This is a genomic window from Rothia sp. ZJ932, from assembly GCF_016924835.1.
In the GTDB taxonomy this organism is placed as follows: Bacteria; Actinomycetota; Actinomycetes; order Actinomycetales; family Micrococcaceae; genus Rothia.
Genome location: NZ_CP070480.1, coordinates 1,480,604 through 1,493,057 on the forward strand (window position 1 = coordinate 1,480,604; position 12,454 = coordinate 1,493,057).

Consider the following 12,454-nt stretch of genomic DNA (forward strand, 5'->3'; position numbering starts at 1 on the left):
CACTCGCTGTTAGGCTGAATATCATGGCTACAGCTTCTTCACTCAAAAACCGTCTGCAAGCCCTCGACGGCAAGCCCTATGGGGCGCTTAGATCTCTCACCGGCAGCTACACTTTTGATGGTTTCACCCTGCGCATCGATCAGGTACAGTCTGATCCTTACGCTCCGCCCTCGCGCGTCCGGCTGATAGTGCCTCTACCCAGCACTCAGCTGCCCAGCGAAGTGCTTGAAACTCGACAGCAGCAGGTAGCGGTGCGGGATTTTATTGCCCGTGATATAGCGGACGCGGTTGCCCACGGTCCTCGTGAGTTTGGCTTTGTGGCACCGGGGCAAGAGATTCTTAATCGTTCCTCGGTAGTTGTTACAGATGAGGTATTGGAAGTTCGTCTAACTTTCGCTTTCCCCGCTGCAGGTAGGCGCGTCAAAGGGCGCCTTGCAGCTGAACTTCTCACCGAAGAGCTAGCTGATCTGGTGCGGTACTCAGCGCTGGGTGCTGATCTTGAGGTGGTAAAGCTACGGGAGCATGTTGCCACCTACACCGATTTTCTGTGGATTCAGCGGCAGCTTGAGGAACGCGGTTTAGTTGCTTTTGTTGCCAATGGTTCGGCGCTGGCGCGGTCTAGCGGTGCTAGTGATACTCCTTCGCAGCGTAATGTGCCTTTCACTAGCCCCGATTCACTCTCTACCAGTCTCACCACGCCTTCAGGCAGAAGGCTGACAGGTCTGGGAATTGGACAGGGCATCACCCTGATTGTGGGTGGCGGCTACCACGGCAAATCTACCCTTTTGCAGGCGATTGAACGCGGTGTTTATGCCCATGTTCCCGGCGATGGACGCGAGTTTGTGGTTACGGCATCGGCTGCGGTAAGTGTGCGAGCTGAGGACGGACGCAGCGTGGCGGGTGTTGATATTTCCCCCTTTATTGCGGGTTTGCCGGGCGGGGTGTCCACTGAGGTTTTCTCAACGGCTAATGCTTCAGGGTCAACGTCTCAGGCAGCTGGCATCGCTGAGGCTTTGGAGATCGGTAGCGACCTGTTGCTGATTGATGAGGATACCTCAGCTACTAACTTCATGATTCGCGACGAGGCGATGCGAGCGCTTATTAATGCCAGCCACGAGCCGATTACGCCCTTCGTTGATCGGGTGCGGGGCTTGTATGAGGGGGTGGGTGTTTCAACCGTTATGGTGGTCGGTGGCTCGGGTGCTTTCTTTGGGTTGGCTGATACGGTGATTGCTCTCACGGAGTATGTTCCGTCTGATGTGACGGCGCGGGCTCATGAAATAGCGGGGTCGTCCCCTATTACCCGCAGCAGTGGAGATACCGACTTCTGGGTTGATTATCTGAGGGAGCTGCCGCGTTCACCCCGCGGTTTGGGCATGGGTAATGTGCGTAAGCCTCCCCGTGCTAAGGGGCTTCAGACTATTCAGGTAGATAGACAAGAGATTGATGTGCGGGCGCTCAGTCAGCTGACAGATGCCGCTCAAACTCAGGCAATAGCACGGGCGTTGCTCCTGGTGGAGAAGAAGCTAGCGCACGACATGTCCCTCGCGCGAGCTGTCCATGAAACCTGCGGTGACCTTGAGGTGAAGGATCTGGATATCCTGGCGCCAGCCCGCGGCGATATGGCAGCTCCCCGCGCGTCCGAACTTATGGGCGCTATCAGCAGGTGGCGTGGAATCAAGTAAACGATGTATCTCGCCCCCCCCGTTAGCAACAGTGTGGACTCTCCAGAATTATTATTTGAGTTCTGCAAATCTCTCTATTGCTTGGTCGTAGGCGGCTACAACGTCTGATATTTCTACGATGGGAGGCAGCAGCCCTGCTTCTTGGTGTTCGAGGAGGAACTCGGCAAGGACGTAGGCGGAGGCTTCGCTCTCATCGAGCACGCCGTGGGTATAGTCAGCGGCATCTACCAAATCCAAGAGGGGTTTGGCAACACCGTAGTCGCCTTGCAGGGCTGCTTGGTAGGTGCCGGTACTTTCTAGGGTAATTCCTAGAATGAGTTCTGATGCCATAGCATGCTCCATTTTCTACAAAATTGAATATTATGTTTTCATTCTATAGTTATAGTTACCTCACCGAACAGGGGTTTCCTCGTTGAATTAACAACAACCCTCAGTGCCCCATTTCACTCGCCACTGGCTGAGGTCGTGAAAGAATAGATGTATGCAAGATTCTTCATCAATACCCTCAGCAACCTCAGCCGAGAATGACCGGCAGGTGAGTGAGCGCGTCCACCATACACTGGTAGAAACCCCGCTGGGTCAGATGCATCTTGCTGCTCGTGAGGACGCTTTGATTGGGGCATGGTTTACGGGGCAGGCGCATTTTCCGGCAAAACACCACCTGGGTGAGAAAGTTGAGCCCAGCCGCCACCCCATTTTGGAGCAGGCAGCGCGTGAGCTCGAAGAGTATTTTGCGAAAGAACGCAAGAGTTTTGAGGTGCCGTTAGCTCCCGATGGAACAGATTTTCAATTGGCGGTCTGGGATTCACTCAAAGATATTCCTTTTGGCTATACCACCACCTACGGAGCTATTTCTAAAATCGTGGGACCGGGCGCACCGGCACAAGCTGTGGGTCAGGCGGTAGGTCATAATAAGGTTTCTATTTTTATTCCCTGCCACCGGGTTCTCTCAGCAGATGGCAAGCTGACCGGTTACGCGGGAGGGGTAGAACGCAAGCAGTATCTTCTTGATCTAGAAGCACCCAGCGCCGCAGAAGAAGGGCGTCTGTTCTAGCGCTGTGAACGATACCCTCTTGGGCGATTCTGACCTCGCCCATCAACCCCACGAGGTTCTGCCAGGCGTGGTAGATTTACCCAACTGGCTCACCGAAAGCAGCAGGTCTTTGGGGTGCGCCAGTTTCAAGTCTTTGCCCGCGACGGGGTTACCTGCACACAGCCCCCGCGTTATGGAGAAGAAAATGTCGGTGGAGATGACCTTACCAGGTGGCATTGGAGTAATTGTAGCTACTCTAAAACTACCCCTGAGTTAGGCGGAGCGGTGCCCCTACCTGATTGGTTAACGCAGCTGGAGCAAAAGGCAATTACGGACGCCTACTCCCCAGACTTCGCTCCCAGCGGGCCGCAGCTGCCCGGTAGTGAGGTCAAGCAGTGGGCGCAACAGTACACTCCCGATGTTGCTCTCGTGAACTATTACTCACCGCAGGTATCTATGGGTATGCACCAAGAGCAGGAACGCTCTAGCACTCCGGTAGTTTCTCTTTCTATTGGCAACTCAGCATTTTTTAGGGCGGGAAACACCGAGAACAGAAACCAGCCCTTTACAGACAGATTTGTTGTTAGCTTCTGGGGATTTGTTAGTTTTTTGGCGGTCCCAGTAGGTTCATGTTTCATGGAGTTCCCAAGATTCTTAGCGGTTCGCTACCTGACTCCCTCGAACGGGCACGGTTTGATGCAGGGGCGATTCAACCTCTCAACCTCACGTTGCGAGAAACCGGTTTGAACCCCGAGCTTAACGCCAGCAGATAATCGTGGCACCTAATGTACTGGAAGGACGTTCTTATGACTGAGGAACTTGTGCGGCCTGACTGGGCGCGCACTGATGAGCTGCTGCGCCATTATTACGATACCGAGTGGGGTGTACCCGTTACCGATGAGCGCGGCGTCTACGAGCGCCTGTGCTTGGAGGGATTTCAGGCGGGGCTTTCCTGGCGCACGGTTCTTGCCAAGCGTGAGGCTTTCCGGGAGGTCTTTGCCGGCTTTGTTCCCGAGGTAGTTGCAACCTTTACCGAGGACGATGTTGAGCGTATCGCCGCTGATGCACGCGTTATTAGGCACCGGGGTAAGATTCGGGCAGCTATTTCTAATGCGCAAGTAACCCTTGACCTACGCGAGCGCGCTGGCGCTGATGCGAGCGTGCAGGGGTTTGAGATTCCGCGAGTGAGCGGCGACCCGCTGGTGATTGAGCTGGGTTTGCCCGCTCTGGTGTGGTCTTTCAAGCCCGAAGTCACGCCGATTCCGCGCGTCCTTGCCGATATTCCTACTCAGGACGCACATTCGGCAACACTGGCGAAAGCGTTGAAGAAAGAGGGCATGAAGTTCATTGGCCCCACCAGTGCTTATGCGCTCATGGAGGCTATCGGGGTTATCGACACCCACCTGGTTGATTCTCACCGGCGAGGTATCTCAAGGCTTTATGCAGAGTGAGGTGAGGGGCTAGACCGCTACCCCAATGCCCTCGATAATTGATCCCAGCCACCAGGTCCAAAGGAAGGCAAAGGCTAGAGGGATAAAGAGCCAAAGGTAGCCGTAGCGGCGGGTGATGCTTGCGGTAATAATACCCAGCAGCGAGATGAGGGGCACCACGAAAATCAGCATGAGACCGGGGTAGGTTTCAGCTTCGCCCAGCCAGGGTCGCACAATATCGTAAGGCACAACGAAGATGGAAAGGTGCAGCGCAATATCGAGAACAGCTAACCAGGGAACGAGCTTGCGAAACATAGGCAGAACCTTCTTAACCCCAGTATAATAGGTATGACGTTACTTGCATATCTTGTAGTACTCACTATAGCAAGTTCTGTGACAACTATGATGACCGGGCTTAAGTAGCTTACTGACAGCTATCCAGGGACATGCGCACGTCACATATAGCGTTGCTCACCGTACACCCAGTAACCTTGCTTTATACACATTCGCACTTACCTTGAAGGATTCTCCCGTGATCTCTTCCCGCCGTTTCGCCGCAGGTATCGTCACCGACCACGACGGAGCAGACGCAGACATCATCGCAGACCTCGCCGGACTACCTCAGCCCTCATGGGTAGCCATGAACCCACACACACACGCTCCGGACACATCGTCTACGCGCTCAACAGCCCTGTATGCCTCACCGATGCAGGACACCGCGCACCAGTGAACCTATAGCACGCGTTAAACAAGGACTCACAGACATTCTCGGCGGAGACATCGGCTACGGCGGAAGAATTACCAAAACCCCACCAACACGGCTCATATGCCCCTCTGGCGCAACACCGAAGCTCTTTACGGGCTCAAAAAGACCTCGCAAGGGCTCTAGGGAGACGTCGGAGCCCTCCCAGCCGCCTCACAGGAACGCTCAGATAAGCGTGAAAGATTGATAAAAGAGATTCTAGGAGAGCTTTAGTGTCTGCCCAAGCACAAAGAAAACGCACTAAAACTGCCCGCGAAATTGCAAACCGCTTCGGAATCAGTGAGCGCACCGTACGAACGATGATTGCTGAGCCTCGTGACCAGTACCTAGCTCGTGCAAAATATAAAAGAAAACAAGCAGCAGAACTTCGTACCCAGAGGCTTTCAATCCGAAAGATTGCTGAAAAAATAGGAGTCTCTAAGTCATCTACTGGACGATATGTTCAGGAATACGAAAAACGCAGTAACTGAAAAAGCATATAGAAAACTTTTAAAGATCTTACGTTCACCACCACATATCAAAGCTGAATTCAAACCCTTCTTCGGTTAGCTTTTTCACTAGATAAAAATATTCTTGATTAATTTTTTCTCGATTTTCCTGTGAAGAAAATTTAAATTTACCATCACCTGTTTCACGAAATTCATTTTCAAAGTCCTCAGCCCATTTTATGCACCGACGATAGAGATCCCTTGGAATCCTATTTAGATATTCTTCAAATTCTTTATATCCAGAGAATCCTTTATCCTGATAAATCGGCTCCTTAAATGGGAAGCCTGTGTGGTAGAATCCGAATTTCGGTAAGTATTTTCCTTTCAAAGATTAGCACCTAGGTTTAGAGGTTGGGTATGAAGTAATAACCTTTTTATTATTCATTGAAATCAACACTGTTGGGTAGATAGTCTTTTCTTTCACCGGAGAACCATTCACGACTTTATACACTTCAATCGGTGTAGTGTAACAACGCTTTTGCCCCGACCACACAGAAAATTCTGAGGGGGATTCAAGGGAAGCCTGGGTAGCAAAAGCCATATAGTCATCCCAATGCCCCTCAAATCCCCCCCTTTTTGATTTTCCCAATCAGCCTCATGTCTTTCCCTGATATGTATATATCCACTATTTGAGTCTCCGCAATATAGGACTATCTTTTCATCGTGTTTAGAATTAAATTCTTTAACTTTTTTATCTCCAAAACCCGAATTATACAAACCGATAGTTACAGGATTCAGCCTAAGAGCCACTCCAGCATCTAACCCCGCAGCTCTTCCCCCCTAGTGATTCACCGTTGCACCACTGCTTTCCTTCAAGTGCTTCTGGGGCTTTCAGGAGAAACTTATCGCCATTTTCCGGCAGACTGGAAGCGAACAATTCTTTAGATTCTATATCGCTGGAATAAGCTGATGTTACCCCGCCACCGACAGATATTCCCAGCGCAAGGATACCTACAGTAAGACCAGTTGAAAACTTCTTCGACAATGACATAGCTCTTCCTTTCGTCCCGGGGCAACTTCACCCGGTGATTGGCAACACATTTACTACATCACGTCCCACAAACTAAGTCAACTAATCTATGTAACGGTTTGATAACAAAACCACCACCCCCTCACCTGCCCCTAAAAAACGACGAACCACCACCCAACACCTCAGCCCGCACACGCCACTGCTCCACCAAGGCCTCCAACTCAGCAACACGACCCGACACCTCCACAGCACCACGAGCAGACTCCAAAGCACGAGCACGCTGCTGCACATACTGATCACGCACCCGCGCAGCATACACATACGCGCCTGCCTCAACCGTTGCTCTAGCTCCTCAACCTGCCGTTTAAGCTACCTGATGCACCCTGTAGACTCCTTCTCCAAACGCGCCTTGACCTTACGAACCTCCCGCCCCACAACCAGAGCCTTCTCAGGCTCGGCATCCCCATGCTTTGCTTCTACCCAGGCAGTCATCTGATCAAAAGCACCCACCACATGAGCGAACTCCACAAACTGCTGTGGACTTAGCCCACTGGTGACCGGAATCTTCGCGCTCTCACCGCTAACGCCCCCCGTATTCTGCCCGGGCTAACTGCATCAAGGCCTTACCCAGTGCTTGCGCCATAAGCGCGCGTTTTTCTCGGGGTAGTTTCCGGTCATTAAGACAATTCCCCAACTATTGAATTAGGTCAGGGGTAACCACCTCAGGTTCTTCAGCAAGAAAAGCTTTCAGCTGCCGCTTACCCACCTTGAGAACACGGTTAACCGGCTTCGGTGCCGGTTCAATCTCAAGAGGCTGAGCATAAATCAGACGCACCGGGGTGTTAGTACCCTGGCGTATTTGCGGTGGGCTGCTGCGTACTTTCGGCAATTATCGGTGCAGTAAGTCGGTGTGCATCAGGGGCCTTTTTCATAGTAGAAAACAGTCTGGCAGTAGGGGCAGGTACGGGCTTCCTCAGTCGGAGTAGATGGTGTTGTCATAGGCGTTATTTTATTTCGTCATGACGATTCTTTTATTATGAATGACTCAGGAACCTGTATTATGAGTTATTCATAATAAGAGAGTCGTCGTGGCGAAATGAGTCAGTATTCAGAAAAAGCCGCTCAGAGCCTCCCAGAGGGAGGTTTTTCGCTCCTGTCCTCTAGTCGTGCGGGCGTTCTAGTCGCTCTAAGGGCCCTTCAGGGGCGCCTGAGGGTGTCGCAAGCGATCCGCTACGCTTACCCTGTGAGCGTACAGGTAAGAACACCACTATCACCCAAGGACTATGTGCATCTATCGCAGGTTCTGGGTTCTTTTGAGCAGATTGCTGCCTGGGTGCAGGCGAACCGGGAGTACACCGAGTGTGAGCAGATGGTGGCTGTGGGTCGGCAGGTGCGTAAGGTGCGTAAGGCGCGTAAGGAGATCGCTGGTGAAGTCGAAGGATTGCGGAAGAAGGTTGCTAGGTTAGAAGACCAGGTTCGGCAGCAGCAGGGGCAGCTAGAGCGTTCTTATGCTGTGGCAGCTCGGTTAGAGGAGCAGTATGTGCAGGCGCGGGCTAGGTGTGTTGAGGAGGTGGCGCGGGTACGGGCTGAGGTGTTGGGTGGTGCTCCGTCAGGGCTCGGCGGGGTGGTTTGGGTGTGGGTTAGGTGGTGTTGCTGCCTAGCACCCTGACGGAAAATATTACACAGGTCTGCTTGGTGGGTCTGGCTAGGTGTTTTGCTGGTTTTGTTATTGAATTATGATGTAGTAAGTTGACTTACTTAAAGTGTGTGTGATTGGGTTTAAGTGTCGCCAATCACCAGGGTGAAGATACTCTGGGACGAAAGGACGAACGATGACCCTCGTCAGGAAAATTTCAACTGGAGCTACTATCGCTCTACTAGCTTGCAGTTCATTGTCTACAACCGCTTTTGCTTCTGAGCCTGCGCAAGGAGCGAATGACTTAACAACATGCTCTACTCAATCAACTGAACATAAGACCTCAATGGTCTTGCTGAGTGGAGAAAAGGCAGATAAATACACCGCTATTGCAAAATCAAAGATTGATAGCGGAGAGATTATTAGCAACGCTTCAGTAGTTCTTGGAGAAGCAAAGGTATATGAGGTAAACACCGATGGAAAAATCGGTCACTCTATTACTTTTAAAATTGATGGAGAATACAACTATCTAAGTAACTTTACAGTTCTCCTGGGAAACAATGATGAAGTTTTAGACTACTCAGAAACCCAAATTGGTTTGGGCGAAGATAACAACTTCAAAATTGTGCAATACCAAAATGGAAATTTTGTAAGCAGCGAAGAAACTACTGTTCCTTACATGACAGATGAAGAGCTGAGATCAGAAAATCACCGAACCAGGGCTACTGCAGAAACGCAGGGAGCAGGCGGCACAGTAGCGTGTGTAGCTAGTGTTCTGGGTGTATCTGGAGCTGTTGGATACCTGATTGTAGGTGCGTGTTCAGGCGCCTGTGCGGCATCCGCAACGGGAGTTGGAGCTGGTATTTGTATTGCTTGTATTGGAGCTTATGCAACTGTTGGTGGAGCCTCAGTTACAGCTGTAGCTTCTTGTTTCAAGTAGGTCGTTATGAAAAAAGAAATTTTACTTCCTGTAATGATTTTTTCGGCAGGCATTTTGGGGGGTGTTGCTATTTTCCTGATTCCATCAGTGTTACGTGGAGAAGGAAATCTGTGGATTTTATCAGCATCTCTGATAGCAAGCGTCTCTCTGGCTGTATTCTCTAAAAAGATTAGAGCACACTAAATTGTACTATTTGACTCCCCCATATTCCTTGAGTGGGGTAGGGGGAGTTAAGCGTGTGTATTTTCGGGGCGGATGCCGGAAATGTATATAACTAATTTATTTTTTCATATTCTTGAACATAACGTCCTACAGTACTCTTAGAAATTTCTAATTTCTCTGCGATAGCTCGCACGCTTAAGCCTTCTGTGCGTAACTGCGCTACCTGTTCACGCTTGGTGTTTGCACGGGCTAGATATTGCTCTCTAGACTCTGCAATCATCGTACGTACGGTTCGTTCGCTGATACCAAATTTCTCGGCAATTTCACGAGCTGTTTTAGTGCGTCTTTTTTGAACCTGAGCAGACACAAGCAAACCGCAAACGCTGGGCGAAGAGTCTAGCAGAGGGTCATAAAAAGAAAATGAATGAACGTTTAGAGGTGCTAGAGGTGATGAATAGTGAGCGCTTTTAAGCCTGTTCGCCGGAAATTTACCGCCAGAGAAGCCGCAGAACGTTTAGGGGTAACTACTCGCACAGTTCAACGCCTTATGGCTGAACCTAGAGAACAATACCTAGCCCGTGCAAACACCAAGCGTGAACAGGTAGCGCAGTTACGCACAGAAGGCTTAAGCGTGCGAGAAATTGCCACCAAGTTAGAGATTTCTAAAAGTGCTGCTGGCCGCTACGTCCAAGAACATGAACAGAATAAGCAACTAGCTTAGAAATTCTTTGAAATATAGTGAGTGCTCCCGCCGAATTCGGCGGGAGCACTCACTATAAGAACCAAATACTAAATGACTAACAGCACTGCAGCTATACAGAATGCTGATACTAACGATGCACATATAAGATATAACAATGTGGTGTGTCTTCTTAGCTTTCCACTGTGCACCTAGATACGTAGCACCTAAACTGAAACCAATCATAATTCCAGAAACGACTGCCCATGGAATGAATTCTGTGCGCATATAAATAAATGCAAAGAATATTCCGCCAAATAAAATACATGCAGCAGCAGAAATTATGTTATATCCCTCTATTACATGCATCTTGTCCATAACGCCTCCTTTTAAAAGGTAATTAGCAGGCCAGACCACCCAATGTCAGAATAGCGCTAGTTATATTCCCCCCTGCTGCTGCCATACCAGCAGGAGGCGCTACAGCGGTGAGTCCTGCGGCGCCCCATAGAACTGAATTAGCGATTCCCGCCCCAGCTATAGCTGCGCTGCATGAATTTGCAGCATAAGTGGTAGCGCCCGTTGAGATTTCTCCAGCAGATTTTGATTTGTATTTAGCTAAAACTTCAAACATAGTCGTTGTGCCAATGACTTTCCCACTCTCATCAGAGATCTTAATGGAATCATCTGCCCTGTCCCACGTAATCGTATATTTCTTACCGTTAATTTCCTGAATCTCGGTGTAAATACCAGAGTCAGAAGTACCAGTAGAAGTTTCTCCTGCTCCTACTGCGGATGCTGGAGCCAGCATTCCACTAGTCATGCCAAGAGCGAGCAGAGCAGTTGCAGAAACAGAAAAAATTTGCTTAGTCGGGAACATTGTTCTTGCCTTTCGTATCACCGCTCCTTTGCGGTGCTGATTGATGGGAACACCCCAACCTAAACAGTAATATGCATCATATATCAAGGGTTTAGACCCAAAAACCCAAATTGTTACCAAATCGGTATAGAAACCCCAAAATCTTTATCGAAACTTTACATAACACTACTACCACTAGGTCTTTCACTTTGGTATCGCTGATGATACGCAGCGCACCCTGTAGCGAAGTGCAGCAGACCTTCGCTGACTTTAACGCCCAGTTTCAAGGCGGCGTTGCCCCCGTTACTATTGGCGATTACACCTGTCGCTCCTATACCCCCGAAGACACCAAAATCAATGGTCGTACCGTCTCGTGTACTGGCAAGGGCAACAGGCCTAGAAGCAATGACTGTCCCCCCCCCCCCCCCCCCCCGGGCGGTACACCTTTGGCGGCCGAGAGTTACTACACTAGCCATGGCGATGTCTATTTCAGGGCTCAAGGTATTGGCTGCCACATTGGTGATTTTGGCGTAGATTGCGAGCGCCCCAACCTAGATGATCCGATGAAGGGCGTCATACAGTTCTTTGGGCACAGTAAGCAAGGCATTCCAGTCATAGGAAGCGCCTGCGTCGTTGATCCCACCTACGTGACCTGCACCAACGGTTCTCAGCAGCTCTCAGCTAACGCCACTGAATTCATTCCCCAGTAAATTTACCTGTCAGAATCGCAACACACAGATAAAGACCTCGTTCCCCTATTGTAGGGAATCGGGGTCTTTACTGTATATCGTTCTTTACGCCAACCTCTTGACGAGCACCACGCTGTCTTCGAAGGTCATGGGTTCAGGGTTGCCGTGGTGGGTGCCTTGCCGCGTCCAGATATCGGCGGTGATGACCTGCCATTCATCAGGAGCCAGTTCGAGAGCGGCAAGATCGTCTTGAGGTTGCGGGAACATCGCCCGCTCGAAGTCTTTTTCGACCCCAGAGGGCGGGGCGGCATGGGCGGTAATCAGCAGGTGACCGCCCACGGCTACAGCCTGAGTGGCGCGCTGAAGAATCTCTGCGCGGTCAAGTGCTACCGGTGATTGCAGAAAGGACGCACTCACCAAATCGTAGTGTTTACTGGGTTGCCAGATGCTCAAATCAGTAATGAGAAACTCGATTCGATCTGCCAACCCGTTGCGCTGAGCGGCTTCGTGCGCTCTGCTCACCGCTGTTGCCGAGAGTTCAAGCCCGGTGGCGTGCCAGCCCTGTGTAGCTAACCACAGCACGTCCCCGCCTTCACCCGAGCCAAGGTCAAGGGCGCGTCCTGCAGGTAGAGAAGCCGCAACTTTTTCGAGAACCGCGTTAGCATTGCCCGACCATATGCGATCAGAAGTGCCGTAGCGTTGCTCCCAGAACTCTTGCGGATTCATGGTGGGGTCTATATCGTGCATTGACATGGGGTGCGCCTTTCGTGAAGTCTCAAACAGGGGTAAAGCAATGGCAGGGTTTCAGAAGTGAAGCCCTGCCATTGTATCTATATAAGCCAACGCAGGTTTCCCCGTATCAGGGTGAGATGCCAGTAAAAATGAACTATTTTGGTGTCACAAAAGCAAAATAAAACCACATGGCGTGAGATTGTGCATGATTCGATTTTTATCTTATGAACCCGCTTACAAAGCAGAGTGACTAAGTACATCATGAGACCCTGCTCAGCCACGGTAGCCGCCGGAGTCTCCTATGAGAAAAACCTCCCTTGAAGATTTTCGCCATAGCCACTATTCATTCCCCAAGCACTCATCGGTTCAAGCAGCGGAGTTGGTGAAACTT

The 12,454-nt window shown here is 50.6% G+C and carries 20 protein-coding genes; 12 read left to right on the forward strand and 8 right to left on the reverse strand.

Annotated features, from left to right (window positions below; all coding sequences use genetic code 11):
- Positions 1 to 23 precede the first annotated feature (23 nt).
- Complete coding sequence (locus JR346_RS06770) at positions 24 to 1,685, forward strand: ABC-ATPase domain-containing protein (RefSeq protein WP_205482038.1); 1,662 nt, start codon at positions 24 to 26, stop codon at positions 1,683 to 1,685.
- Positions 1,686 to 1,736: 51 nt separating this feature from the next.
- Here the strand turns inward: JR346_RS06770 and JR346_RS06775 are convergent, their stop codons facing one another.
- A complete protein-coding gene (locus tag JR346_RS06775) occupies positions 1,737 to 2,015 on the reverse strand; it encodes a hypothetical protein (RefSeq protein ID WP_204876432.1) in 279 nt (92 codons plus the stop codon).
- Positions 2,016 to 2,166: 151 nt separating this feature from the next.
- Here JR346_RS06775 and JR346_RS06780 point away from each other — a divergent pair, with 151 nt between their 5' ends.
- The 4 genes from JR346_RS06780 to JR346_RS06790 are packed head-to-tail and all read left to right on the forward strand — an operon-like array spanning position 2,167 to position 4,169.
- Positions 2,167 to 2,739 (forward strand): methylated-DNA--[protein]-cysteine S-methyltransferase, encoded by a 573-nt coding sequence (locus JR346_RS06780; protein ID WP_205482039.1) that lies wholly within the window; start codon positions 2,167 to 2,169, stop codon positions 2,737 to 2,739.
- 4 nt (positions 2,740 to 2,743) lie between these two features.
- The gene (locus tag JR346_RS10400; protein ID WP_240333901.1) at positions 2,744 to 2,995 is read left to right on the forward strand and encodes a hypothetical protein; all 252 of its coding nucleotides are present in this window, start codon (positions 2,744 to 2,746) and stop codon (positions 2,993 to 2,995) included.
- 8 nt (positions 2,996 to 3,003) lie between these two features.
- Positions 3,004 to 3,465 (forward strand): alpha-ketoglutarate-dependent dioxygenase AlkB, encoded by a 462-nt coding sequence (locus JR346_RS06785; RefSeq protein ID WP_240333902.1) that lies wholly within the window; start codon positions 3,004 to 3,006, stop codon positions 3,463 to 3,465.
- Positions 3,466 to 3,524: 59 nt separating this feature from the next.
- Positions 3,525 to 4,169 carry a DNA-3-methyladenine glycosylase I gene (locus JR346_RS06790; RefSeq protein ID WP_205482040.1) on the forward strand — a complete coding sequence of 215 codons (645 nt, stop codon included), beginning with the start codon at positions 3,525 to 3,527 and terminating at the stop codon, positions 4,167 to 4,169.
- 9 nt (positions 4,170 to 4,178) lie between these two features.
- On the opposite strand, the gene JR346_RS06795 is transcribed toward JR346_RS06790, so the two are convergent.
- Positions 4,179 to 4,463, reverse strand: a complete 285-nt coding sequence (locus tag JR346_RS06795) for a hypothetical protein (protein ID WP_205482041.1) — start codon at positions 4,461 to 4,463, stop codon at positions 4,179 to 4,181.
- A gap of 217 nt (positions 4,464 to 4,680) precedes the next feature.
- Between JR346_RS06795 and JR346_RS06800 the strand changes: the two genes are divergently transcribed.
- Together JR346_RS06800 and JR346_RS06805 are read left to right on the forward strand one after the other, a co-directional pair.
- Positions 4,681 to 4,878 (forward strand): hypothetical protein, encoded by a 198-nt coding sequence (locus tag JR346_RS06800; protein ID WP_205482042.1) that lies wholly within the window; start codon positions 4,681 to 4,683, stop codon positions 4,876 to 4,878.
- A 245-nt stretch (positions 4,879 to 5,123) separates the two neighbouring features.
- On the forward strand, positions 5,124 to 5,381 hold the full coding sequence (locus JR346_RS06805; RefSeq protein WP_205482043.1) for a hypothetical protein: 258 nt from the start codon (positions 5,124 to 5,126) through the stop codon (positions 5,379 to 5,381).
- Positions 5,382 to 5,415: 34 nt separating this feature from the next.
- On the opposite strand, the gene JR346_RS06810 is transcribed toward JR346_RS06805, so the two are convergent.
- The 3 genes from JR346_RS06810 to JR346_RS06820 all read right to left on the reverse strand — a co-directional run bounded on the left by JR346_RS06810 (position 5,416) and on the right by JR346_RS06820 (position 6,897).
- Positions 5,416 to 5,727 carry a hypothetical protein gene (locus tag JR346_RS06810; RefSeq protein WP_205482044.1) on the reverse strand — a complete coding sequence of 104 codons (312 nt, stop codon included), beginning with the start codon at positions 5,725 to 5,727 and terminating at the stop codon, positions 5,416 to 5,418.
- 784 nt (positions 5,728 to 6,511) lie between these two features.
- Positions 6,512 to 6,673, reverse strand: coding sequence for a hypothetical protein (locus tag JR346_RS06815; protein ID WP_205482045.1), 162 nt, complete (start codon positions 6,671 to 6,673; stop codon positions 6,512 to 6,514).
- A gap of 65 nt (positions 6,674 to 6,738) precedes the next feature.
- A complete protein-coding gene (locus tag JR346_RS06820; RefSeq protein WP_205482046.1) occupies positions 6,739 to 6,897 on the reverse strand; it encodes a hypothetical protein in 159 nt (52 codons plus the stop codon).
- 757 nt (positions 6,898 to 7,654) lie between these two features.
- On the opposite strand from JR346_RS06820, the gene JR346_RS06825 reads away from it, so the two are divergent.
- The 3 genes from JR346_RS06825 to JR346_RS06835 all read left to right on the forward strand — a co-directional run bounded on the left by JR346_RS06825 (position 7,655) and on the right by JR346_RS06835 (position 9,128).
- Positions 7,655 to 8,038: a hypothetical protein gene (locus JR346_RS06825; RefSeq protein WP_205482047.1), complete on the forward strand. Its 384-nt coding sequence runs from the start codon at positions 7,655 to 7,657 to the stop codon at positions 8,036 to 8,038.
- Between the two features lie 163 nt (positions 8,039 to 8,201).
- Positions 8,202 to 8,945, forward strand: coding sequence for a hypothetical protein (locus JR346_RS06830; RefSeq protein WP_205482048.1), 744 nt, complete (start codon positions 8,202 to 8,204; stop codon positions 8,943 to 8,945).
- Between the two features lie 6 nt (positions 8,946 to 8,951).
- On the forward strand, positions 8,952 to 9,128 hold the full coding sequence (locus JR346_RS06835; RefSeq protein ID WP_205482049.1) for a hypothetical protein: 177 nt from the start codon (positions 8,952 to 8,954) through the stop codon (positions 9,126 to 9,128).
- 91 nt (positions 9,129 to 9,219) lie between these two features.
- Here the strand turns inward: JR346_RS06835 and JR346_RS06840 are convergent, their stop codons facing one another.
- Positions 9,220 to 9,474: a helix-turn-helix domain-containing protein gene (locus tag JR346_RS06840; protein ID WP_205482050.1), complete on the reverse strand. Its 255-nt coding sequence runs from the start codon at positions 9,472 to 9,474 to the stop codon at positions 9,220 to 9,222.
- Between the two features lie 90 nt (positions 9,475 to 9,564).
- Here JR346_RS06840 and JR346_RS06845 point away from each other — a divergent pair, with 90 nt between their 5' ends.
- Positions 9,565 to 9,828, forward strand: coding sequence for an ECF-type sigma factor (locus JR346_RS06845; protein ID WP_205482051.1), 264 nt, complete (start codon positions 9,565 to 9,567; stop codon positions 9,826 to 9,828).
- Between the two features lie 358 nt (positions 9,829 to 10,186).
- On the opposite strand, the gene JR346_RS06850 is transcribed toward JR346_RS06845, so the two are convergent.
- Positions 10,187 to 10,663, reverse strand: coding sequence for a hypothetical protein (locus tag JR346_RS06850; RefSeq protein ID WP_205482052.1), 477 nt, complete (start codon positions 10,661 to 10,663; stop codon positions 10,187 to 10,189).
- A gap of 425 nt (positions 10,664 to 11,088) precedes the next feature.
- Here JR346_RS06850 and JR346_RS06855 point away from each other — a divergent pair, with 425 nt between their 5' ends.
- Positions 11,089 to 11,352: a hypothetical protein gene (locus JR346_RS06855; RefSeq protein WP_205482053.1), complete on the forward strand. Its 264-nt coding sequence runs from the start codon at positions 11,089 to 11,091 to the stop codon at positions 11,350 to 11,352.
- An 84-nt stretch (positions 11,353 to 11,436) separates the two neighbouring features.
- Here the strand turns inward: JR346_RS06855 and JR346_RS06860 are convergent, their stop codons facing one another.
- A complete protein-coding gene (locus tag JR346_RS06860; RefSeq protein ID WP_205482054.1) occupies positions 11,437 to 12,084 on the reverse strand; it encodes a cyclopropane-fatty-acyl-phospholipid synthase family protein in 648 nt (215 codons plus the stop codon).
- Between the last annotated feature and the right edge of the window lie 370 nt (positions 12,085 to 12,454).